The 23,299-nt window shown below is 47.9% G+C and carries 23 protein-coding genes; 16 read left to right on the forward strand and 7 right to left on the reverse strand.

The window, feature by feature from the left end:
• Window positions 1-85: 85 nt before the first annotated feature.
• The 9 genes from C9I92_RS09710 to C9I92_RS09750 all read left to right on the forward strand — a co-directional run bounded on the left by C9I92_RS09710 (window position 86) and on the right by C9I92_RS09750 (window position 7,491).
• Complete coding sequence (locus tag C9I92_RS09710; RefSeq protein ID WP_047884502.1) at window positions 86-697, forward strand: glutathione S-transferase; 612 nt, start codon at window positions 86-88, stop codon at window positions 695-697.
• An 11-nt stretch (window positions 698-708) separates the two neighbouring features.
• The gene (locus tag C9I92_RS09715; protein ID WP_047884501.1) at window positions 709-1,377 is read left to right on the forward strand and encodes a glutathione S-transferase family protein; all 669 of its coding nucleotides are present in this window, start codon (window positions 709-711) and stop codon (window positions 1,375-1,377) included.
• 292 nt (window positions 1,378-1,669) lie between these two features.
• Entirely contained in the window at window positions 1,670-2,239 is a 570-nt protein-coding gene (locus C9I92_RS09720; protein ID WP_047884500.1) for a pyridoxamine 5'-phosphate oxidase family protein, read from the forward strand.
• A 30-nt stretch (window positions 2,240-2,269) separates the two neighbouring features.
• Window positions 2,270-2,944 carry a P-loop nucleotide/nucleoside kinase family protein gene (locus C9I92_RS25875; RefSeq protein WP_047884499.1) on the forward strand — a complete coding sequence of 225 codons (675 nt, stop codon included), beginning with the start codon at window positions 2,270-2,272 and terminating at the stop codon, window positions 2,942-2,944.
• Window positions 2,945-3,266: 322 nt separating this feature from the next.
• On the forward strand, window positions 3,267-4,508 hold the full coding sequence (locus C9I92_RS09730; RefSeq protein ID WP_047884498.1) for an NRAMP family divalent metal transporter: 1,242 nt from the start codon (window positions 3,267-3,269) through the stop codon (window positions 4,506-4,508).
• A 178-nt stretch (window positions 4,509-4,686) separates the two neighbouring features.
• Complete coding sequence (locus C9I92_RS09735) at window positions 4,687-5,154, forward strand: OsmC family protein (RefSeq protein ID WP_047884497.1); 468 nt, start codon at window positions 4,687-4,689, stop codon at window positions 5,152-5,154.
• A gap of 23 nt (window positions 5,155-5,177) precedes the next feature.
• Window positions 5,178-5,597 (forward strand): GNAT family N-acetyltransferase, encoded by a 420-nt coding sequence (locus C9I92_RS09740; RefSeq protein WP_047884496.1) that lies wholly within the window; start codon window positions 5,178-5,180, stop codon window positions 5,595-5,597.
• A 705-nt stretch (window positions 5,598-6,302) separates the two neighbouring features.
• Window positions 6,303-6,677: a GreA/GreB family elongation factor gene (locus C9I92_RS09745; protein WP_047884495.1), complete on the forward strand. Its 375-nt coding sequence runs from the start codon at window positions 6,303-6,305 to the stop codon at window positions 6,675-6,677.
• Window positions 6,678-7,107: 430 nt separating this feature from the next.
• Window positions 7,108-7,491 (forward strand): VOC family protein, encoded by a 384-nt coding sequence (locus C9I92_RS09750; RefSeq protein ID WP_047884494.1) that lies wholly within the window; start codon window positions 7,108-7,110, stop codon window positions 7,489-7,491.
• A gap of 262 nt (window positions 7,492-7,753) precedes the next feature.
• On the opposite strand, the gene gcvP is transcribed toward C9I92_RS09750, so the two are convergent.
• The 3 genes from gcvP to C9I92_RS09765 form a co-directional block, all read right to left on the reverse strand.
• Window positions 7,754-10,633: an aminomethyl-transferring glycine dehydrogenase gene (gene gcvP / locus C9I92_RS09755; RefSeq protein ID WP_047884493.1), complete on the reverse strand. Its 2,880-nt coding sequence runs from the start codon at window positions 10,631-10,633 to the stop codon at window positions 7,754-7,756.
• Between the two features lie 125 nt (window positions 10,634-10,758).
• The gene (gene gcvH / locus C9I92_RS09760; RefSeq protein WP_047884492.1) at window positions 10,759-11,139 is read right to left on the reverse strand and encodes a glycine cleavage system protein GcvH; all 381 of its coding nucleotides are present in this window, start codon (window positions 11,137-11,139) and stop codon (window positions 10,759-10,761) included.
• A gap of 87 nt (window positions 11,140-11,226) precedes the next feature.
• On the reverse strand, window positions 11,227-12,522 hold the full coding sequence (locus C9I92_RS09765) for a serine hydroxymethyltransferase (protein WP_047884491.1): 1,296 nt from the start codon (window positions 12,520-12,522) through the stop codon (window positions 11,227-11,229).
• Window positions 12,523-13,101: 579 nt separating this feature from the next.
• Between C9I92_RS09765 and C9I92_RS09770 the strand changes: the two genes are divergently transcribed.
• The 3 genes from C9I92_RS09770 to C9I92_RS09780 all read left to right on the forward strand — a co-directional run bounded on the left by C9I92_RS09770 (window position 13,102) and on the right by C9I92_RS09780 (window position 15,950).
• Complete coding sequence (locus C9I92_RS09770; RefSeq protein WP_047884490.1) at window positions 13,102-13,737, forward strand: helix-turn-helix domain-containing protein; 636 nt, start codon at window positions 13,102-13,104, stop codon at window positions 13,735-13,737.
• Window positions 13,738-14,110: 373 nt separating this feature from the next.
• Complete coding sequence (gene gcvT, locus C9I92_RS09775) at window positions 14,111-15,229, forward strand: glycine cleavage system aminomethyltransferase GcvT (RefSeq protein ID WP_047884837.1); 1,119 nt, start codon at window positions 14,111-14,113, stop codon at window positions 15,227-15,229.
• A 304-nt stretch (window positions 15,230-15,533) separates the two neighbouring features.
• A complete protein-coding gene (locus tag C9I92_RS09780; protein ID WP_047884489.1) occupies window positions 15,534-15,950 on the forward strand; it encodes a hypothetical protein in 417 nt (138 codons plus the stop codon).
• Window positions 15,951-15,954: 4 nt separating this feature from the next.
• On the opposite strand, the gene C9I92_RS09785 is transcribed toward C9I92_RS09780, so the two are convergent.
• From C9I92_RS09785 to pdsR, 3 genes are all read right to left on the reverse strand, one after another.
• Window positions 15,955-16,596 (reverse strand): hypothetical protein, encoded by a 642-nt coding sequence (locus C9I92_RS09785; RefSeq protein WP_047884488.1) that lies wholly within the window; start codon window positions 16,594-16,596, stop codon window positions 15,955-15,957.
• Window positions 16,597-17,173: 577 nt separating this feature from the next.
• A complete protein-coding gene (pdsS, locus tag C9I92_RS09790) occupies window positions 17,174-19,474 on the reverse strand; it encodes a proteobacterial dedicated sortase system histidine kinase (RefSeq protein WP_242551961.1) in 2,301 nt (766 codons plus the stop codon).
• Between the two features lies 1 nt (window position 19,475).
• A complete protein-coding gene (gene pdsR, locus C9I92_RS09795; protein ID WP_047884487.1) occupies window positions 19,476-20,162 on the reverse strand; it encodes a proteobacterial dedicated sortase system response regulator in 687 nt (228 codons plus the stop codon).
• Between the two features lie 66 nt (window positions 20,163-20,228).
• Between pdsR and C9I92_RS25410 the strand changes: the two genes are divergently transcribed.
• From C9I92_RS25410 to C9I92_RS25780, 4 genes are all read left to right on the forward strand, one after another.
• The gene (locus C9I92_RS25410; RefSeq protein ID WP_157038313.1) at window positions 20,229-20,543 is read left to right on the forward strand and encodes a hypothetical protein; all 315 of its coding nucleotides are present in this window, start codon (window positions 20,229-20,231) and stop codon (window positions 20,541-20,543) included.
• Complete coding sequence (gene pdsO / locus C9I92_RS09805) at window positions 20,540-21,295, forward strand: sortase-associated OmpA-like protein PdsO (RefSeq protein ID WP_047884486.1); 756 nt, start codon at window positions 20,540-20,542, stop codon at window positions 21,293-21,295. The genes C9I92_RS25410 and pdsO overlap by 4 nt, the downstream gene beginning before the upstream one ends.
• A gap of 48 nt (window positions 21,296-21,343) precedes the next feature.
• A complete protein-coding gene (locus C9I92_RS09810) occupies window positions 21,344-21,637 on the forward strand; it encodes a hypothetical protein (protein ID WP_047884485.1) in 294 nt (97 codons plus the stop codon).
• 492 nt (window positions 21,638-22,129) lie between these two features.
• Complete coding sequence (locus C9I92_RS25780) at window positions 22,130-22,255, forward strand: hypothetical protein (protein WP_282958006.1); 126 nt, start codon at window positions 22,130-22,132, stop codon at window positions 22,253-22,255.
• Here the strand turns inward: C9I92_RS25780 and C9I92_RS09820 are convergent.
• The gene (locus tag C9I92_RS09820) at window positions 22,219-23,166 is read right to left on the reverse strand and encodes a chemotaxis protein CheV (protein WP_047884483.1); all 948 of its coding nucleotides are present in this window, start codon (window positions 23,164-23,166) and stop codon (window positions 22,219-22,221) included. The genes C9I92_RS25780 and C9I92_RS09820 overlap by 37 nt on opposite strands.
• Window positions 23,167-23,299: the final 133 nt, after the last annotated feature.

Consider the following 23,299-nt stretch of genomic DNA (forward strand, 5'->3'; position numbering starts at 1 on the left):
TTGTAATTTATTCTTGACCGAACGTTCTGAAACTGTCTAAAGTATAACCTAAACGATCGGTTAGAAAAAGCATAAGGACCAGCAAATGAAGATTTATGAAACGGCCATGACACCGAGCTGTAAGCGTGTCTCAATTTTTTTGAAAGAACTTGGGGTTGAGGTGGACCGAATCGCGTTGAATGTCAGAGAAGGGGATAACCTGCAGCCTGCGTTCAGCTCCAAAAGCGTGAATGGCAAAGTACCGTTGCTGGAATTGGATGACGGAACAACAATTTGTGAGAGTGTGGCAATCTGCCGGTATTTTGATGAAGCGGTGGAGAATGACCTGGCGCTTTTTGGCCGTACGGCTGTGGAAAAAGCCAAGGTAGAGATGTGGCACAGAGTTGTTGAGTTTCAGGGGCTTTACGCTGCTTTTCAGGCGTTTAGGAACATCACTGCTATTTACAGTGACCGGGAAAACTGTGTTGCCGAGTGGGGGCAGGAATCCAAAGAGCGTGTTGGTGCCTTTTTACCGCTACTGGATAAGCAATTGGCAGAAAGTCCTTATGTGGTTTCTGACCGCTTCACAATTGTTGATATTACGGCCTTTATTTTTGTGAACTTCGCAATCAACGGATTGGCGTTTAGCGTGCTCGAGCAATACCCAAATATTGCCCGCTGGTTTGAAACGGTAGCAGCACGTCCCGCGTTTCAGTAACAGGTACTGATATGATTGAACTTTATACAGCGGCAACGCCGAACGGGCACAAAATTTCTATCGCACTGGAAGAAATGGGGCTCGACTATACTGTGCATGCTCTGGATTTGTCGACAAATGTGCAAAAAGAGCCTGCCTTTATTGCCATCAATCCCAATGGCCGTATTCCGGCGATTATCGACAAAAGCAATGACGATTTTGTTGTGTTTGAGTCTGGGGCTATTTTGCTGTACCTCGCCGAGAAAACCGGTAAGTTTCTGCCTAAAGACGAAAAAGCACGCTCTCAGGTTATTCAGTGGCTGATGTTTCAGATGGGAGGTGTAGGCCCTATGATGGGTCAGGCGAATGTCTTTTATCGCTACTTTCCAGAAAAAATTCAGCCAGCTATCGACCGATACCAGAAGGAAGGCCGGCGTTTGTTTGAAGTGATGAACGGACAGCTGGCTAAGCATCGCTATCTTGCCGGGGAGGACTATACCATTGCGGATATGGCGACCTGGCCATGGGTTCGAATCTATGACTGGAGCGGGATTGACATTGAAGGGTTGGATCACCTTCAACGCTGGATGAACGAATTGGCTGAGCGTCCGGCGTGTATTAAAGGCATTAACACTCCGCCGTCAGAAGATATTGATCCGGAAGAAAAAGCAAAACAGATCAGTAAAATGGTGACCAAGTAATCGGTGACTTGGTCGGCGTGACTAAACAATTGTCAGAGTCTGCAAAAGCGAACCCCAGGGTTCGCTTTTATTTTATATGGCGCATAAGAATGAGACATCACTCTTATTTTGAGTGTTTGCTGCTGAGATTGATGGAATGTTTACGAAAGGCATGCAGCATGTTGATAAACTAAATACATCACTTAAGGGAGAGCGTGAGTGTTTTCCAGCGTATGTGGTTGCCCTCTGTGAAAAGCATAAAATCCACTCTTGGCATGCGAGTCGAATCGAAAGGACGTTAAGGAAGCACTGTATGGGAAAACTTTATTCAGAACTGACAGACAAACAGATTGATTTCATTGAACAGCAGAAAATATTTTTTGTCGGGACGGCGGCAGAAACTGGTACTGTAAATATTTCGCCCAAAGGCGGAGATTCGCTGCGTGTACTTGATGAAAATACTATCGCCTGGCTCAACCATACCGGAAGTGGCAATGAATCGGCTGCGCATGTGCTGCGTAACCCCCGCATGACCATCATGTTCTGTGCTTTTGAAGGAGAGCCTTTGATTTTGAGGGCTTACGGGCAGGCGCGGGTAGTCCATGCCAGCGACGGTGCCTGGTCGAGTTTGTTGGATTTGTTCCCGCCCAGTGTCGCCGCGCGGCAAGTGTATGTGCTGGACATTGAAAAAGTACAATCGTCTTGCGGAATGTCTGTGCCTTATTACGACTATCAGGGCGATCGGCAGGAATTAAACAACTGGTTTGAACGAACCGGTGAAGCCGGTATCAAGGATTACTGGGTTAAAAAAAATCAGCAGAGTATCGACGGTTTTGACACTGAGATTGTCGAGCGTGCCGGTTTGCAAAGTCCGAAGGAATAGCGGTAATTCACTCCATATAGGACAGATTCTTTGCGTGCTCCCATTCTGTTTATATTCTCGGGGTTGCCTGCGACAGGCAAAACGACGCTTGCTAAGATGTTGGCTCAGCATTGTCAGGCTACCTATTTGAGGATAGATACTATTGAGCAAGGGTTACGTGACCTTTGTCATATTCAGGTCGAAGGTGAAGGGTATCGGCTCAGTTACCGTATTGCCAGAGACAACCTGTTGCTCGGGAATTCGGTTGTTGCCGATTCCTGCAATCCTATCTGGTTGACTCGAAAAGAGTGGCAGCAGGTAGCGCTTGATGCCGATGAAGAACGGATCTTTTGGGCAACATCGGCTCCTAAAGACAGTACATCGCCTGAAATCGAAACGGAAATCGATATGCAAGTCGCTTTCGGTGCACGAATGGCTGATGGGGAAGAGGACGAAGCCCGAATATCCTTTGTCGATATCGAAATTTGCTGTTCCGACAAGGGCGAACATCGTCGCCGAGTGGAACAACGGGTTGGTGAGCGTATTCATTGGATCGATAATCTCTCCTTACCGGATTGGGAGCAAATTCAGAACCGGGAATACCATCCCTGGTCAGGAGAGGTCATTCATATCGACACCAGCCATCGGAGTGAGGAAGAAGCATTTCAGAGCTTATTGGCTGCTTTAGCTCAGCATGGATTGGAGCTTGCTAAAGACGTTAAATGATTTGGTTAAGAGAGCCATACTTTTAAGCCATCTCTCGAAGCTATACCTCAGCCACACCTCCAAAGTTATACCTCCAAAGCTCAAACAGGGCTCTCCAATCTGCGTTTTGGTGCGGCCGGGATACAGGGACAATACGCATGAACATTTTTGTCTGACAAAAATGAATAAATTTATCATTAAGACTGGACAACCGTTTGCGTAATCGATATCATCCGGCTCCGAAAAACAAAGTCGGTCAGCAGACCACCTTTATTGCACAACTGATTCTGTCAGTTGTCTTTCTTTTTTTCTAAAAGAGGGAGACACAAAAAGGATCAGAATCATGTCATCAGTCACACCATCGGTTGAATCTTCAGCCCAGTCAGTCAATCAGTCAACCAGCTGGCAGACCAAAGCCATTCTCAGCGTAGCGTTTCTCATGGCAACCACCTCTGTGGGGCCGGGATTCCTGACGCAAACTGCCGTGTTTACCAACATGTATCAGATTGACATGGCATTTCCTGTGTTTGCTTCCATGTTCATCACTTTTGGTATTGTCATGAACCTGTGGCGCATTGTCGGCGTATCCGGCCTGCGGATTCAGGACATCGCCAACCGCGTCGCGCCGGGGCTGGGTTACCCGATTGGTATCCTGTTGGCTTTGGGTGCCGTTGCCTTTAACTTTGGTAATGTCAGCGGCTCGGCTCTGGGTATTCAGGTACTGACGGGAGTGGATACCGGATGGGGAGCGCTGTTTACCGGTATTATCGGTAGCCTGCTGTTTGTTATCCATAATGCGTCAAAACGAATGGATCAAATGGCTCGTTACCTTGGGTTATTCATGATTGTGCTGATTGCTTATGTTGCGATGACCAGTCTGCCGCCGCTGATGCCAACAGCAATTGCTGCGGTAGCCCCTTCTGATTACGGTAACCTGTTGCTGCCGACACTGACCATTGTTGGTGGCGCTGTGGGCGGTTATTACACGGGGGCACAACGTCTGGTTGATATCGGCCTGAAAGGCGAAGCCAATGTAGCAGACATTAAACGTGCTGCATGGGCGGGTATTTCCATCGCCGTGGTCATTCGTATTCTGCTGTTCATGGCGATTCTTGGTGTGCTGGTAACCGGCGTTACTCTGGACGCGAAAAATCCGGCTGCTGATGCATTCCGTCACGGAGCTGGCGAGGTGGGTTATTTCATTTTCGGTCTGGTGCTCTTTGTTGCCTCTATCACCTCTGTGGTGGGTAACTCTTACATGGCTATCTCATTGGTGAAAACCCTGTTTCCGGCCATTGCCCGTAATGAGAAAGCCTGGTGTGTCGGTTTTATTCTGGTAACCAGCCTAGGCACGGTGTTCATGAACATGCCGATTTTGCTGTTAATGCTGGCGGGCCTGGTGAACAGTCTTATTCTGCCGATTGTGTTGGCGACAGTACTGGTAGCAACGAAACGTAAAGATATCGTTGGCGATTACCGTCACCCAATGTGGCTGACTCTGATGGGAAGTGCGATTGTATTGGTCATGGGCGCTGCCAGTGCGACCAACATCAGTAACTTCATCGGCAAATTCTTCGGCGCGTAAAGTTAAAGCGCTTGTTTAAATAAATGTAAAGGCACGCCCTCATGGTGTGCCTTTTTTGTTTCTGTTGAGTAAAATCTGAAAATTATGATAGGGTTAGCGGGCCTTAGACCTGTGATTTCGTGTCTCTGCTCGTTATCTCAGGATAAACGAACAATCAACGCATTAACGGAGAGCCAGGATGGCAGAATATACGGCGGAAGTGAAATGGACACGCGGCAAGGATGAAGCCTTCAGCGACAATAAATACAGTCGCGGCCATACCTGGTCGTTTGATGGCGGTGTCACCGTGCCTGCGTCATCCTCTCCCCATGTTGTACCGCTACCTTACTCTGTGGAAGCCAATGTGGATCCCGAAGAAGCGTTGGTGGCTGCATTATCAAGCTGCCATATGCTGGTGTTCTTATCGATTGCTGCCAAGCGGAATTATGTGGTCGAGTCTTATGTCGATAATGCTGTTGGTATCATGGAAGATGATGAAAACGGTCGGACCTTTGTCTCGAAAGTGACTTTACGACCCAAAATCACATTTTCCGGGGAACGTCAGCCAACGGTTGAGCAACTGGAAAAACTCCATCATATTTCACACGAAAACTGCTTTATTGCTAATTCCGTGAAAACGGAAGTGACAACAGAAATTTTGGTTTGAACCAAGGTTGATTCGGTGGAAACATGAATCTTGAAATTACAGAAACACTTTCGGCAACGGAAGAATACGTGGCGCTTAGGGTGACAGCCGGGCTGTCAGCCAAATCCCTGGAAGCGGCAAAAATTGGGCTACCCAACTCACTGTACATGGTGTGTATTCGTGATAACACCAAACTGGTAGGAATGGGGCGTGTCGTTGGGGACGGCGCATGCAATTTTGAAATTGTCGATGTCGCGGTTGACCCTGCATATCAGGGGCAGGGGCTTGGCAAACAAGTAATGCATCATATCGACCGTTATTTACAGCGCACAGTGCTGGAAGGCTCGTATGTTTCGATGATTGCTGACGAACCCTCATTCTATGAAAAACTGGGGTATCGGCTAACCGCTCCCCGAAGCGAGGGAATGACAAAAAAATTTCTACCTCAGTCTCCTCACACCTGATAGCCATCTTCTCGCACCGGTACTTTTGCGTATAAAAGAGCTTAGTGCCAGTGCTGATCTGTTTGGTTCGTATCCGTTGGCTGCGACAAAATAAACAGGGAGTGACACCACTCCCTGTTTTTCTGATTGTTTAAACTATTTCTACACTCATTTATCTCATGCACGCTTATTTTTTCCATTTTTGCGCGCAGTATCTGTTGATTAAGGGAGGACAAATTTTCTTTTTATCTATGACTACACAGTTTTTGACGCATGATGTTTAGTTGTCAGAGATGCTTTTTTGTGGACCAACATCCGTTGAAAATAAAATTCATTAATTTTGCCGATATCTTAATATTAATTTTTATAATTGATGTTTTAGTATTGTTTATCTGATTTTATGACGAAATTTGAATATAAAATCTATTAGACGAATTATATTTTAGTACATTTTTAATATTATGAAGCAATTGGTTACAATCATTTTTTCGTCTAAATTTGTTAATGATGTTGAACTTTAATCTCACAATGATTTATTTAAATAGTTGTTAGCGCTGCTTTATGTTTATTTAAAGTCCTTGCTACTTAATGGGCTTTATCTCTAGTTGATTTATCTTTTTTGTTTGATAGAGTCAAAGCATTAAATACGATTTATAACAGATAAAAATAAAGTTGATATTTTCGTAAGGTACTAAATAGTAGTTTATGGATAATTAAGAGGAAATAGTGCTTAAAATAATTCAGCTTGTTGCTGCATTATTGCAACGTTTTATTTTAACCAGTGATGTGGTGACTTATCAGTCCCCTCTGTTTTTACAACATCTTCTGGAAAAACATGAAAAAAATAAGCTGTCACCTTGCCGAAGAAAAATCGCGGTTGGTGACAGAATCAGTTTTTTAAACTTAGTCACTAACGAATACTCTCATGTCATCCTGGTTTCATCACAACACAGTGAACCGGAACATGGTTTGATATCATCGTATTCGTACTTAGGAGGAATGTTACTCGGGCTTTCGCAAAGCGATCAGTTTGAGATCTATGTGTGGGGCAGAGTGCATCGGTTTGAAGTTACTACCGTCATGCCGAAAAAAACCATTTAAGAACTTGTATAAGCTTTTTAGCAAGACCATTTTGGTAAGGAGTTAAAATGAGTAAAAAAGATTTGAAAAAACCGCAGTTAAGTTTAAAAGAAAAACGTAAAGCAAAACAGGAGAAAGCCGCTGAAAACACTGTCGAAAAACAACGTAAAAGCCGTAAAAAGTAATTATAAATACGTATTTTCATCATATAGCCAGTATGATTTCATACTGGCTTTTTATTATTTATTCTGTAATGAACGGTTAAGCACTGAACAACGCGGAAATGATAGCTGTGTTGAAAATGATATATTGATAAGACGATCATAAACTTTTCACTGATTTAGCGTTATTATTCACCCGTCTTAAAGACAGCCTTATTAAGCAAGCGTTAAGCATGTAAGAACTGTAATAAGGTGAAAATATTATTAATCTAGTGAAACAGGAGAGCGTCATGTTCAGCCACGTTTTTGTTGGTAGCAATGACCTGGAAAAATCAAAGCACTTTTACGACGCTATTTTTGGCGCATTGGGCTACCGTTCAGGAGTCAGTGTCGGCGATGAGCGTTATGTGTATTCGAATGACAAAGGTTTCTTTGCCATTACTCGCCCGATTGATGGCCAGCCAGCAACGTCAGCGAATGGTAGCACCATTGGTTTCTATGCCAAGACGCAGGAAGCCGTAGACAACTGGCATGCTGCCGGTGTCGAGAATGGCGGCATGTCTATTGAAGAGCCACCAGGCGTGCGTGATACCCCATTTGGCGCAATTTATCTGGCTTACCTCCGTGATCCGGACGGTAATAAGCTTTGTGCCATGTACCGTGTTCAGGCCTGAACCTCGGTAGACAACAGCGTTAAACCTTCAATAAGTGGCAACATGTAGGCATTAGAAGCTGGTATCAACCCTTATAGTGACCACGTGTTAACCCGTTGGGGTAGTAAAGTCATTGATCAAGCGAATCTAACGGTTCGCTTTTTTGATCCCGAATTCTGCATGTTGACGCCAGGCCGTCTAAGAATTTGCTGCCGAAGAAAGTAAAAAGGCGAACCCTGAGGTTCGCCTTTATGTTTTTCTGGTATATCAGAAAAAGTATCTATTAATCTTCGATGTAGTTCTCGATGCTTGGGCAAGAACACACCAGATTACGGTCGCCGTACACGTTGTCAACACGGTTAACGGTTGGCCAGTACTTCGACTCTTTCGTGTGTGCTGATGGGTAGCAACCCAGTTCGCGGCTGTAGCTGCGGTTCCACTCTGGATCCATAATGTCAGCCTGAGTGTGAGGTGCATTAACCAGTGGGTTATCTTTCAGATCCCACTCACCATCCTGAACACGGGCAATTTCGTGACGGATTGAGATCATGGCATCACAGAAACGATCCAGCTCAGTCAGGTCTTCCGATTCAGTCGGCTCAATCATCAGGGTGCCGGCAACCGGGAATGACATGGTTGGCGCGTGGAAACCGTAGTCCATCAGGCGCTTGGCAACATCTTCTTCAGAGATACCTGACGCTTCTTTGATTGGACGGATGTCAATAATACACTCGTGCGCAATACGACCGTGAGTACCGCGGTAGAGTACTGGGTAGTGTGGGCGCAAACGTTCCATCACGTAGTTCGCGTTCAGGATTGCCAGGCTTGTTGCTTTCGACAGACCTTCTTCGCCCATCATCGCGATGTAAGCATAAGAAATTGGCAGAATCGACGCTGAACCAAAGTTTGCAGCAGAAACCGCGTACTGAGGCTTGTCGCTTTCTGATTTCTCAACGTGGCCAGGCAGGAATGGTGCCAGGTGAGATTTCACACCAATTGGACCCATGCCCGGACCGCCGCCACCGTGTGGGATACAGAACGTTTTGTGCAGGTTCAGGTGAGAAACGTCAGAGCCGATGAAACCTGGGTTAGTCAGACCAACCTGTGCGTTCATGTTCGCGCCGTCCAGGTAAACCTGGCCGCCAGCTGCGTGTACCAGTTCACAAACTTCCTGTACGGTCTCTTCGTAGACACCGTGAGTGGAAGGGTAGGTGATCATGATGCACGACAGGTTATCACGGTGCTTCTCAATCTTCGCTTTCAGATCTTCAACGTCGATGTTGCCGTTTGCATCACAACCAACAACAACGACCTTCATTGATACCATGGCAGCTGAAGCAGGGTTAGTACCGTGCGCTGAGCTTGGGATCAGACAGACGTTGCGGTGGCCTTCGCCGTTCGCTTCGTGGTAGCGCTGAATCGCAACCAGACCGGCATATTCACCCTGAGCACCAGAGTTAGGCTGCAGTGAGAATGCATCGTAGCCAGTCACTGAACACAGCATTTCAGACAGCTTGTCGGTCAGTTCTGCGTAGCCTTTGGTTTGCTCTGCAGGAGCAAACGGGTGAAGCGCACCAAACTCAGGCCAGGTAATTGGAATCATCTCAGCGGCCGCGTTCAGTTTCATGGTGCAGCTGCCCAGTGGGATCATACCGTGGGTCAGTGAGTAGTCTTTGTTTTCCAGCTTCTTCATGTAACGCATCATGCGCGTTTCACTGTGGTACTTGTTGAACACAGTGTGCGTCAGGTATGCGCTGCTGCGGCGACAGCTTTCAGGAATCGCGGCAAACTCATCGCTCGCGATATCAGCTGTGAACATGGATGCTTTCAGGTTGTCACCACCAAACAGAGCCAGCAGTTCCTCAACGTGCTCAACTTTGGTTGTTTCATCCAGGCTGATACCCAGTTGCGTATCGTACTTACGCAGGTTGATGCCCGCATCCAACGCTTTCTTGTAGAATTCGTTTGTTTTCTTGCCAGTGTTCAGAGTCAGAGTATCGAAGAAGGTGTCGTTTGCCAGTTCGATACCGGTATTACGCAGACCCGCAGCCAGAATTGCTGTCAGGTGGTGGACACGGCGGCTGATCTTACGCAGCCCTTCCGGACCGTGGTACAGCGCGTAGAAAGCAGCCATGTTGGCCAGCAGTGCCTGCGCAGTACAAATGTTAGAGGTCGCTTTTTCGCGACGGATGTGCTGTTCACGCGTCTGCATTGCCATACGCAGTGCCTGGTTATCACGCGCATCTTTAGAGACACCGATAACGCGGCCTGGCATTGTACGTTTGTGAGCATCTTTAGTTGCCATGAAACCAGCGTGTGGACCACCAAAGCCCATTGGTACACCAAAGCGCTGGGCAGAACCGATGACAACGTCTGCACCCATTTCGCCCGGCGATTTCAGCAGGGTCAGTGCCAGCAGGTCGGAAGCAACAGCAACCAGTGTTTTCTTCGCGTGCGCTTTTTCGATGATTTCTGTCAGGTCAACGATGTTACCTGTTGTGCCTGGGTATTGAACCAGTGCACCAAAGACATCGTGGTTATCCAGCTCGTCAATGCTGCCGGAAATGATTTCAATGCCGATGTAACCGGCACGGGTACGAACAACATCAACAGTTTGCGGATGTAGATCGTTAGAAACGAAGAACGCTTTGCTCTTGTTCTTGCTGGCGCGCTGACACAGGGTCATGGCTTCTGCCGCTGCGGTTGCTTCATCAAGCAGGGAAGCGTTGGCCAGTTCCATGCCCGTCAGATCCATCACCATCTGCTGGTAGTTCAGCAGTGATTCCAGACGACCTTGTGAGATCTCAGGTTGGTATGGTGTGTAAGCGGTATACCAGCCTGGATTTTCCAGCACGTTGCGCAGGATTACGTTAGGGGTGTAGGTGTTGTAGTAACCCTGACCGATATAACTGCGATTGATGATATTTTTGCTGGCAATAGCTTTCAGCGATGACAGCAAATCTGCTTCGCTCAGTGGAGCGTCTAGCTTCATTGGCTCTGGCAGACGAATAGCAGCCGGTACAGTTTCAGCAATCAGCTGCTCGAGACTAGCGACGCCAATGGTTTCCAGCATGTGTTTTTGTTGTGCTGAATCCGGGCCATTGTGACGAGCTACAAATTCCTTGTCGTCACTCAGTGCATTTAGAAGAGTCATGTCGGTCATGGTTCTTTCCTGAACAGTTACTATCTGATGCTTGTGAGCATCATGCATCAGACGGGTCATCGAAAAATTGAGTTGTGTAGATGGAAGACCGGCTTTCAGGCTAAGCCTAAAAGCCGGTGACTCAATTAATCTTCGTCGATAGTGGCTAGGTATTTTTCACCGTCGATCAGTTTTTCAAGCTCTGCAACGTCAGAGATCTTGATTTTAGCAATCCAGCCGCCTTCATAAGGTTCTTCGTTAACCAGCTCTGGGCTGTCTTCCAGGTTTTCGTTGATTTCAACGATTTCACCTGAAACCGGTGCATAGATGTCAGACGCCGCTTTTACAGACTCAACCAGTGAGAAAGATTCGCCGGCTTCCGTTGTGTCACCAACTTCTGGCAGATCAACAAATACAACATCACCAAGTAGACCTTGAGCGTGGTCAGAGATACCCATAGTGATAGTGCCGTCACCGTTGTCGCGTACCCACTCGTGGCTTTCAGTGAACTTCAGTGTATTTTCCATGTATAACTCCTTGCGCAATCTTTCCGCAGATATTGTTAGTTTTCCCGGCCGGTAGCCAGCCGGTGTTGTTATTCCGTTTCTTTATACTTAGTGGTAAAGCGGGAAGCGGCTGCACAGTTTCTGTACCTGTTGCTTCACTTGCTGCTCTACCGCACTGTTGTCTTCCGGGTTTGCTGCCAGACCGTCCAGAACATCACCGATCCATTCACCGATTTGTTTGAACTCATCCTGACCAAAGCCACGGCTTGTACCCGCAGGCGTACCCAAGCGGATACCTGATGTCACCATCGGTTTTTCAGGATCAAACGGGATTCCGTTCTTGTTACAAGTGATACCGGCGCGCTCCAGCGCTTCTTCAACCTGATTGCCTTTTAGACCTTTAGGACGCAGGTCTACCAGCATCAGGTGCGTGTCTGTACCGCCGGTCACGATATCGCACCCGCGAGCTTGCAGCACTTCGGCCAAGACTTTCGCGTTGCTGATCACATTCTTGATATAAAGCTTGAATTCCGGCTCTAGCGCTTCACCCAGTGCGACGGCCTTACCCGCGATGACATGCATCAACGGACCGCCTTGCAGGCCAGGGAAAACCGCAGAGTTGATTTTCTTATTAATTTCTTCGTGATTCGTCAGAATCATCCCGCCACGCGGACCACGCAGTGTCTTGTGTGTCGTCGTAGTTACGACGTGAGCATGGGGAATCGGACTTGGGTGCTCACCTGCTGCAATTAAACCGGCAATGTGTGCCATGTCGACCATCAGGTAAGCACCGACTTCATCTGCAATCGCACGGAACTTAGCAAAGTCGATTTGACGAGGAATGGCTGAACCACCGGCAATAATCAGCTTAGGCTGGCTTTCCAGTGCCAGCTCTCGAACCTGTTCATAGTTGATTTCGCAGGTATCTTTATCCACACCGTACTGAACAGCGTTAAACCACTTACCGGAAAGTGCAGGGCGTGCACCGTGAGTCAGGTGGCCACCGGCATCCAGTGACATACCCAGAATCGTGTCACCCGGCTGCAGCAGTGCCAGCATTACTGCGCCGTTTGCCTGTGCGCCTGAGTGTGGCTGTACGTTTACGTATTCGCATTGGAAAAGTTGTTTGGCGCGGGCAATCGCGATGCGCTCGACTTCGTCAACGTGCTCACAACCACCGTAGTAACGGCGTCCGGCATAGCCTTCTGCATATTTGTTAGTCAGGCAGCTACCCTGGGCTTGCATTACCGCTTTAGAGACGATGTTCTCAGAAGCAATCAGCTCGATTTGCTGGTTCTGACGGTCAAGCTCTGCGGCAATCCCGGCATTCACGGCACCATCAACCTGTGCCAGGTTGGTGGAGAAAAACATCTCTAAATCGTGGTTTTGATATGAAGCTTTCATTTCACGTTATCCTCTAATCGCGCTCTTGTAAGGGAGGTTCCTTGTTCCGAGCCAAAGCGTGTTGTTCGTTATGGATAATGTTTGCCGCGGGTTGCCTGTACCGGGTAGACCGTATCGGTTGAGTGTGGCCCCGAGATCTTACAACTGCGTAACATACTTCATTATAGATAGCCGATTAAACAAAAATTTCCAATAGTGGAATACGATGTACTTTAATGGCGGCAATCTTACGCAAACGTTTGCCTTTTGTCACCTGAATTTCTACAATAGCGCTAACTTTTTCACAATATTGTGTGCTGGTCAGGGTGTTTTTAAAACGTTACAAATGTTGCTTACCCCTTGCATAGCAAGTGATTTATACAAATGTAGTCCGAATTTGGAAGTGGTTTGCTCAGGGAGTGGCTTTGCGGTTGTATGCTATTTCAGGCAAGGAAAATGCGACAAAAAATGGTCAGGTTTCCTTTAGGAAACAAATTCTCAATAATGCCGCACAGGTCATATTTTTACCCTGCGACGGCTTTTGAGTTTCCGATTGGCTATGCCAGAATGAAATGACTGCAGTAACCAAGGAAGGATGGTATGAACGAGGAACAACGGGTGGATGTATACCCGTCCATGACAGTAGTCAAAGAGCAGGAATCAGATAAAACGGAACATATTGAGCCGTTACAGTTAGGCAAGCGATTAAAAGAAATTCGCATGACACTGGGTTTGACACTGGAAGAGGCCAGTAAGCGTACAGGTCTAGCTCGCTCAACGCTGTCAAAGATTGAAAATGAACAAATATCACCGACCTTCCAGGCGATGCAAAAGCTGGCAACTGGTTTAGACATTGATATTCCTCAGCTTTTTGCTCCTCCTAAGCAAATTACCGCAACAGGGCGTCGCGACATTACCCGTAACGAACAAGGAAAGCCGCATCCGACGACGACCTATGAACATGAACTCCTGGCTACACAGCTGACGAATAAAAAGATGATGCCTTTTAAGTCACGGGTACGGGCTCGGGCATTTGAGGATTATTCTGGTTGGATTCGTCATGACGGTGAAGAGTTCCTGCTGGTGCTGGGTGGTGAGATTACGTTTTTTTCGGAATTTTATGAACCGGTCAATCTGGCAGAAGGGGACTCGGTTTACTACGACGCCAATATGGGTCATATGCTGGTTTCGGTCAGTGAAGAGGACGCCCATATTTTATGGGTGACGGCGTCTTAATTTTTCCGATTGATTGACTGTTAGCACAGCTGTTAACCGCAGCCTGTTTTCAAGTCATGTATGTGAATGCGTACATTGTGTCGTTTGTATATTGTCCGCTGACCAGGAGCGGATCACGGGTGCAAATTGGGTTAATAAAATGGTTGGTTTGTTAATGTTTGCGTGAATGACGTGATTTGAGGCAAACCGGTCACGAACGTGTTTTTGTTACGACAGGGTAAAAATCCCTGCTGATGGAATTCACTCAAACTGTGATGAAGCACGGTTTGAAAGGTTGGAAACTTTGTTTACTATAAGAAACTATAGTTAACACAGTTGAAACATCTGATAAGGAAGATCGCCGCGATATCAGCGGTGTATGGAGTATAAAAGTATGTCTCAAGAGTTACAGGTAACACCTCTGCACGCACTACACATCGAAATGGGCGCGAAAATGGTTCCTTTCGCAGGTTACGATATGCCAGTGCAATACGCGCTGGGTGTGCGTAAAGAACATATCCACTGCCGTGAATCTGCCGGTCTTTTCGATGTTTCTCACATGGGCCAATTGCGTTTACACGGTGAAAATGCGGCCAAAGCTCTCGAAGCACTGGTACCTGTCGATATTATCGATCTGCCGACTGGTAAGCAGCGTTATGCCTTTTTCACGAACGAGCAGGGCGGGATTCTTGACGATCTGATGGTCACTAACTTTGGCGATCACCTGTTTGTTGTGGTTAACGCGGCCTGTAAAGAGCAGGACATCGCGCACCTGAAAGCGAACCTGCCGGAAGATGTGACCCTAGAGCTGATCGAAGATCGTGCGTTGCTGGCTTTACAAGGCCCGAAAGCTGCTGAAGTTCTTGCTCGTCTTAACCCTGCCGTTAAAGATATGATCTTTATGGATGCGATCACGCTTGATCTGATGGGTGTGGAGTGTTTGATCAGCCGTTCTGGTTACACCGGTGAAGACGGTTACGAAATCTCCGTGCCTGCTGATAAGTCTGAAGCGCTGGCTCGTGAACTGCTGGGCTATGAAGAAGTGGAATGGATTGGTCTGGGCGCGCGTGATTCTTTGCGTCTGGAATGTGGTCTGTGCCTGTACGGTCATGACATCGATACAACTACAACGCCGGTTGAAGCCAGCCTGCTGTGGGGTATCAGCAAACCACGCCGTGCAGACGGTGAGCGTGCCGGTGGTTTCCCTGGCGCGGATATTATTCTTGAGCAAATTGCGACGAAAGATGTTGCCCGTAAACGCGTTGGTCTTATTGGTCTGAGCAAAGCGCCTGTTCGTGAAGGCAGCAAACTGTTCGATGCCAATGATAACGAAATCGGTATTGTTACCAGTGGTACATTCGGCCCAACTAAAGGGGCACCTGTGGCAATGGGCTATGTTCAGTCTGATCTGGCTGCACTGGGTACCGAAGTGTTTGCCGAAGTTCGTGGTAAGAAGCTGGCGATGGTTGTAGAAAAAATGCCATTTGTGCCACAAAACTACCACCGTGGTTAATGCCTTTATTCTGGCTGACTGCCGAGTTGCTTGTGGAACGTGGGTCTGCAGCCACTGACTGCCAGTAACCTATGGGGATGGGCATGACCGTCAAGCGCTTCCTCAAACACGTATTTCTACGTCAAGATGAGCGTTCTGTTAGCCAGAGACCGCAAAAGAGCCTGCATTAAGCAGGCTCTTTTTTGTCTCAGATTCAGGTTGGCATAAGAGGGAGAAATCAGCTTTTCTTAACAGACAGGCTTCAATATCGTGATGTCTCAGGCGTCATGTGCAAAGCCGAACCCTGTTTTGAGAGGTGATGAGTATGAGCCTGCACCTGAATTTCCATTCTTTGGCCGCGTATGTGCCCTTCCGATGGCCGAACACTGGGCGATACTCTGCTTTATGCTCTGCGTTATGCCTTAGCGCTGGCGTGGTGACCGCTGAACCGCTGCTCATGACCTATGAAGAATATATGGATCGCTGTATGAGCACTTACGGCGAAGACAAAGTGACACGCAGTGTGTGCGATGCGCAGTTTCAAGCCATTAAGAAAAAAGAACAGGATCTCATGGCGCATGTTGAGGTTTCTCAGTCCGTAACGGGTATATCTACACAGATGTCCTCACCGTCACCCTCCCAAGCTTCTCAAAACAAGCGTATTTCATCGGACGGCAATACTTCATTGAGTGAAAAGAACCGCAGTCAGAATGATGAAATGTCTCAGCCGGACAATCGCTGACAATTTATTGCGTGAGGTGGGGCGTTGGCTCCATTACACTGTCTGCGGCCAGGTGTAGAGTTTCTTGCGTCGCGGGCAAAAATTGCTGCATGAGCCGTTTAAATACCTGGCAGGGTGGTTGAGAATCTTCGATTAATTTCACCTGCCGGTATTGCTGGCGCCAGCTGGACAGGTGCTGCTCGGCTTGTTTTCTGGCATCGGCGCGTTGCGGGGTATTGAAATAGGCAAACGACGCGGAATGAAACTCCGGCTGATGGGTTTCCAGTTGACGAAAACATTGCTTAATGGCCTGAATTTCTGAAATTAATTTCAATCGGGTGAAGCTTCCGCTTTGCTGTGATGCTGTTACTTCCAGTAACCGTTTCCAGGTCTGGGCAGCCAGTATGGCCATCGCTACATGTTCAGGTTGTTGATAATGCTCCAGGATATATTGTTCGAAATCATCTCTCAGTGAATTGTGGTTGGCATCCTGTCCATAGAGGTTTGCTTCATTACGCTCAATATAAACGGGGAGTTCAATGGTACTGACATTGAAGTGTGATAACACTTGCAGGGCATTAAATTGATTAATGGGTAAAGGTTGACTCATTAATGAGACGGAAAAAAATAAACAGCAGATTGCATTTAATCTTGTCAGCCATTTCATCGCCATTATTCCTGAATCGCACCTGTACCAAACTCTGAACATTTATAAGGGAAAGAACGTGAGCACAATTGGTGGTGAAAAATAATGCGATCTGTTCATCAATTAAATCTTTTTATTTCATAGGATTATTCAGGTTATGTGGACATGATCGAAGCCGCGGATTTATAACTGGCGGAGCCGAAATTGTTCAGGTTATATCTAGCCGAGAAATGTATGATGAAATTTCCCGGTCAGATCTATTCCATTTTATGCTGCTACCATTTCGTTGTTTATTGAGGTTAAAGCAAAACAGGTAGCGGTATTGACCGAAAGTAATTCAGGTGACAAGCGTGTGGACCGAGAGCGAAATGATATGCGAGAGTTAATATTTGAAATAGCGCTAGCACTAGTAGCGATCGCAGCTGCGGTAGGGTTATTTTCCGCCGTCATTGCATCTTCATAAAGCACCTAGCGGTGCTTTTTTGTTTATGATTTCGCGTTGCCTGGACGGCTGTTTGTTCGCGCTGTGATGAGAGTTATCTCTCCCGGCGACGTGACTGAGGCAGCAGAGGCCGGGGAGGAAGTGTTGACGGGCTTGTCAGTCAACGTCTGAGCGGTGGTGATCACAGAGCGGCAGGGTGACCACAACGTCAACGCCATTAAGCGACACATTATTTTGCAGTACAATTTGGCCATCATGAAAATTGGTGATCAGCCCTGCAATGAACAGCCCCAGTCCGAGATGGGGTTTGTCCTGTTTATCCTGTGTCCGGATCGACACCATTGAATTACACAACTGGGTTTCCATGCCTTTGGGCAGTAACGGGCCTTTGTTGCTGACAACCAGTCTGACCTGCGTGCCATGACGGGTCAAAGTTACCCTAATTGGCTGATCATTTTGGCTGAAATCAACCGCATTAGCGATAAGCTTATCCAGCAATTGCGCCAGATAATCTGGTGCGCCATCAATCATCAAAACGTCATCAGCTCGCACTGAAAATGCCTGTTCAGGATACGCCATTTGATAGCCTTGCATGCATCCCGACACCAGTTCATTGAACGGGAAGACTTCTTTTTCGGCACCTTGCAGGCTTTGTTCAATGCGGGTTGCCTCTGTCATGCTCGAAAGAATGGTACTCAGGCGCTGGACACCCTCCTGAGCACGGGCAATATAACGTTGACTGTCTTCATCCTGATTTTGCAACGACAGGTTTTCAATCGACGAGCGAACCACAGCCACCGGTGTTCTCAGTTCATGCGATAAACGCGATGATAAATTTTCCAGATAGTGATTGTATTGACCTAACCGGTTGACCATTGCCGCCAAACTACGGCTGAGGTCACCAATTTCATCGGTGTTTGCAGAAGGGGTAATAGGCTGGCAGATCCGCCCCTGGCTATCTATTGCTTGTTCTGCTTCGTCACGAAGGCGACGGATTCTGCCCGATATTTTCGAGGCAAATAACAGCAAGGTCACGGTACCTATCAGTATCACGGCCAGCATTGCGTTCAGCAGTTTTTCCAGTGCACGGTTTTTGAGGGTCTGAATGCCGACGGTAGATTCTTCTGCCACTACCGCGCCCATGACGTTGTCACTGAGCCAGATAGGGTAGGCCGCAGCAAGAATCATCGCTTTTCCGTCTTCGGAACGCCGCCATTGTGAATAGCCGCGTCCTTGCAGAGCCTGGTATATATGCACTCCCTGTAACTGGGCCGAATCTTTAATCTGATCGTCAAACGCCTGTGGCTCATTGAGCAGGTAACGGTAATAAATTGGGTGCAGCCATTTTTCTTCAAACGCTGACCACCAGGAGTTGTCGTTGTTGCCATATTTGACCGAGGTAGACCATACACCGTTGGATTCCTGAATATCGCCGGATTTGGCCAATACCCGCTGGTGGCGGTCAATAACCCAAAGTCGGGTGCTGGTATGCCCCATACCTTTCAGGATGTTTTCGATATCCGGTGAAGGTACGAGGACGGTCCCCAATCGGTTTAGGTGATTGGTATTGGATGTGCCGATAATGGTTTCCACTTCGCGGTTCTGGCTGTTGTTCACATCATAAAAGGCAAAGCCGAGTTTGTTGCCCAGCATGGCTAAAGGCAGGCGCAGTTCGATGTTGTAGCCATTATCGGTCTGACGCCAGTAACCACTGATTTCCTCTGTTGGAATCACCGCCTCGGCATTACTGATTTCGCCCTGAAGCGACCAGATTTCAGCTTTCCCTTCGGTGAGAGCCGTCACCGCAAAACGCTGTAGTTCGCCCGTCGGAGTTGTCATGGCGACGATCAGGTGATCATTGCGATCAATCCGAACAGAATCCGGGCGGCGCAAAACCGGGCGTCGATCTGATACCTCAAACGCGGCATAAAGATAATCCCCATGCCGGCCAATTCCATGGCGGAACCGGATGCTATTTGCGTTATAAATACCGCGGCTGAACTGCACATCATCCCGGCCATAAGACAGCAGTTTATCGGTGCCGTCTGTCCAGTCGTCCAGAACGCCATCGAGCGTAACAGGAGATGTCAACGCATACGCGTAGAGATCCCTGCCTTTTTGAACCGACTGCAAGGCGCTGGCTTGTTCGTTGAACAGGTTAGGCCGCTCATTCAGTGCGGTCGCCACAGCTCGGGTCGTACCAATCAGTGTCTGCTCCTGTCCCTGACGAAGCAGCTTTTCCATTTCCAGCACATAGTTGTAACCTAACCAGGGTAAAGCTAGCAGCAAACTGGCGATAAGAATCACTTTTGTACGCAGACCAAATGCCGGCTTAAACTGCCACGCTTTTAACGATGATATGAGTAACCGAAAGCGTTTCAACAGAGAGGTTTTTAGCCCTGAACCGTGTGGCGGCGTTGCTCTGATGAAGGGCATATTTAACCGAGACTTTTTCACATCAGGCTCCCCAACGGTAACCCATACCGTAGACGGTGTTAATACAGTCGAAATCGTTATCGAACAGCATAAATTTCTTGCGTATCCGTTTGATGTGAGAGGTGATTGTACTGTCGTCGACCACTACTCGAGCTTCGTCCATCAGATCATGACGGCTTTTGACATGGCCCGGGCGTTTTGCCAGCGCATAAACCATCCAGAACTCTGTGACTGTCAGTTCAATCAGCTGTTGCTGCCAGAAAACCTGCATCTTGTTTTTGTCGATGGTGAGGGGCCCTCGCTCTAGCAAGGTGTCCTGTACGGTCGGGGTGGCCATCAGCTCGCTGCGGCGAAACAGTGCTGCGATACGCGCCATCAGGTGTGGCAGGCTGATGTCTTTGGTCAGATAATCATCGGCCCCCATACGTAAACCGCAGACGGTATCAAAATCACTGTCTCTGGCGGTCAGGAAGATAATCGGAACGGTCGGCGACATAGCACGAAGTGACTGACACAAGGTGAAGCCGCCATCAATTTCATCCTGCAAGCCGATATCAATAATGGCTAAATCGGGCAGCTGTTGTTCAAATGCAGCCTGTGCATCAGGACGATTCTCGTAGCCTCTGACGTCATAACCGTGTTTTTTCAGCACGTCCATGTAGTTTTCGCGAATCGCGGTTTCATCTTCGACAATGACAATTTTTTTCATAGGTTGTATTCCTGCCAATCCAATACTGCGTCACAACACCAAGCGATTCATTGCAGAAAAACGATTGTGAACACTGTTAATGCAGTGACTATACAAGAAATCTCAAGTGATGAAAGGCCACTTTCGGGGATTCGGGCAATTGCCATTTTTTTGCCACAATTGACCATCACATTGCCTTTTTTTGTCCCTGCCAGTGCCAGAACTGCTTGGTTTAATAACCTCATCGAAACGGCGATTCCCAACGTTCAGCGAACATACGGCATACGACGATATAGCGCTGAAAACAACAAGCTTGCACCGGGAAACGTCGCTGCGAATAACCATCATCGAAAACAAGTACAAAAAATAAGCACAAAAAATAAGCAGAGGAAAACACCATGAAAAAGCAGCTAATTACCACTCTTATCGCCGCATCACTATTGGCATCTGTCAGCACGCCGTCTGCAATGGCGGATACTCAGTTGGGTGATGACAGCTACACCGTCGGTCAGCAGGAACAATTGGTCGGATTGGGTTCTGGCGCGGCACTGGGGGCGATTGTCGGTGGCCCGATTGGCGCGGTTGTGGGGGCAATGGTCGGTGGAATTGTCGGCACAGCCGTCGGGCAAGACCAGCATATTCAGGCTCAGGATGAGGAAATCACTGAAATTGCGGCCCGCAATACAGAATTGGAGCGAATCAGCCATAAATACAATCAGGCACAGCTTGAAATCGCCCGTCTGGAGCAGGAAAAATTTGAACTGATGAATATTCAACCAACGGATGTTGATTTGGCACTGGAGATGAATGTCCATTTCCGAACGGGGTCCGCGGAGATTGAACCTTTGTTTAAAGCCCAGCTGGATGAACTGGCGGAAGTCATGAAGCAGGCACCGGAAGTGAAATGGGTACTGGAAGGGTTTGCCGACCGCCGTGGTAGCAGCGAACGCAACTTTTCGCTGTCAGAGAGCCGGGTAGAAGCCGTACAACATTATTTGATCGAGCGTGGTGTCGACCATGAGCAATTTGATGTGGCCGCGTATGGTGATCAAAGTCCATTGAAAACAGAGCAGAACTTTGAAGACGATTTCTTCGACCGCCGCGTTACCCTGCGTAGCAGCAGTGCATCAGTACAAACCGCAGGACATCCATAAGGCAAGGATTGTTGTCGGGACCGAGATGTACAAAGCAGGAGTTCGAGAATGTCAAAATATATAAATCAACAACGCAGTGAGGGGGCTCCTTGCTGGGTGCTCGCCTTTTGCCTCACTCTGATGTTGACCGTACAGGTGAATGTCAAAGCGGATGAAACCTGGGGTGAAGCCCGACCGGAATCGTCAGGTGCTCCAAGTATCACATTAACGGATGGTCAGGTGCTCTATGCCTGGGAAAGTGACTGGGAGCAAAGCCGGGAAGCCGACTGGGAATCTGACCCTAACAATGTAGACCGCCACATTCCGCCAATGAAAGCGCAAACAGCCAATTATCGCTTTTAACGCAGGATGAATAGACAAACAGCTAATACGGGGATAACGGATGACAAGGGTATTCGCTAACGGGTTATCGGGACATGTGCAATTGACGCACCGTCTGGTCACAAACTGGATTTCAGAACAGAGGGACACCTTCAACAGGTTTTCTGATGACTTCTTTAAGAACGGGCCCTTTAAGAAGAGGCTCTTTGAGAAAAGACTCTCTGCGAGACGATATGTTGAAAAAGTGGATGCTGACTCATGGTGCTGGAAGGCTCAGACGTGGGATGAATCACGCTGGATTGAAGCACTGTTTAAACTCTCCGTGTTGCACTTGAGTCTGGTGTATTGTTGATTCGTAGAGTTATTCATCAGTTGAATTATCAACAAGTCGTGTATCGAATGTTTAGTCTGGCAATCACAGTGGCCTGACGAAGGTGGGTTAACGTGAGTCAATACAGGCGTCTTTCTAAGCTGGATTTTTGGGGGCCTGAGATCATGAAGACAGGAGGCGTGATGTTGCAGACAGAGAAAACTCGCCAGAAGGCGAGTTTTCGCAGCGGTATTGTGGCACTGGCAGGGGGAGAGTCCGGTGAAGGCGCTGGCTATGAAGTGCCGAGAACGTCCCGCAAACGATCCTGAACCACTTCGACCAGCAGGTCAGGCTGGAATTTCGAAATAAAACGGTCGCAACCGACTTTTTTCACCATTGCCTCGTTGAAGCTGCCGCTCAGGGATGTGTTAAGCGCAATGTGCAGGGTATGCATTCGGCTATCGCCGCGGATCTCATGGGTGAGTTTATAACCGTCCATTTCTGGCATCTCGGCGTCGGTGAACATCATCAGAATCTCATCTGTCACATTTTTGCCTTCATCACACCAGCGTTTCAGCAGCTCTAACGCTTTGCGGCCATTATGGGCCTCAATGACAGTCAGCCCCAGCTGGGTCAGGGTTTCACGCATCTGTGCACGAGCTGTTGACGAGTCATCGACAATCAGCACTTTGCGCCCGTCAAAATGATTCAGAATCGCAGTATCCAGTACACCAACGGAAATTCGCACGTTGTAGTTGACGATGTCTGCCAGTACTTTCTCGACGTCGATGATGCTGACCAGCCGATCCATGCCGTCACGCTGAACTTTGGTAATGGCGGTGAGATAGTTATTCTTGCCAACTTGCTCGGGTGGCGGCTGAATATCGCGCCATGTCAAATTAACGATGTTCATGACTTCCCCCACCATGAACGCCTGCACGGTACGGTTATATTCAGTAATAATGATATTTCGTTCACTGGCCTCGCTGCCGCCGGACATCCCGATAGCACGGCGTAAATCAATGACCGGAATAGAAGCACCACGAATGTTGGCGACCCCACTGATATTGGGGTGCGAGCCTGGCAGCATGTTCAGTTTGGGCAGTTTTACGACTTCTTTAACCTTGAATACATTGATGGCAAAAAGCTGACCGGTATGCAGCCGAAAAATCAACAGCTCAAGGCGGTTTTCCCCCACAAGCTGGGTACGTTGATCGACAGAATCGAGAAGTGTTGCCATACTGCCCGGTACTCCTAATTATTAAATTTATCAGTGGATTATATAAGCTGATTTTCAGAAATGTCACGCTGATTTAGCGCTAAAGGCAAAATAGTGCACTGCCTGATAGGCAACAACTTCCTTCATTTCCTAA

It is taken from the genome of Photobacterium ganghwense (assembly GCF_003025595.1).
GTDB classification, from domain to species: Bacteria; Pseudomonadota; Gammaproteobacteria; order Enterobacterales; family Vibrionaceae; genus Photobacterium; species Photobacterium ganghwense.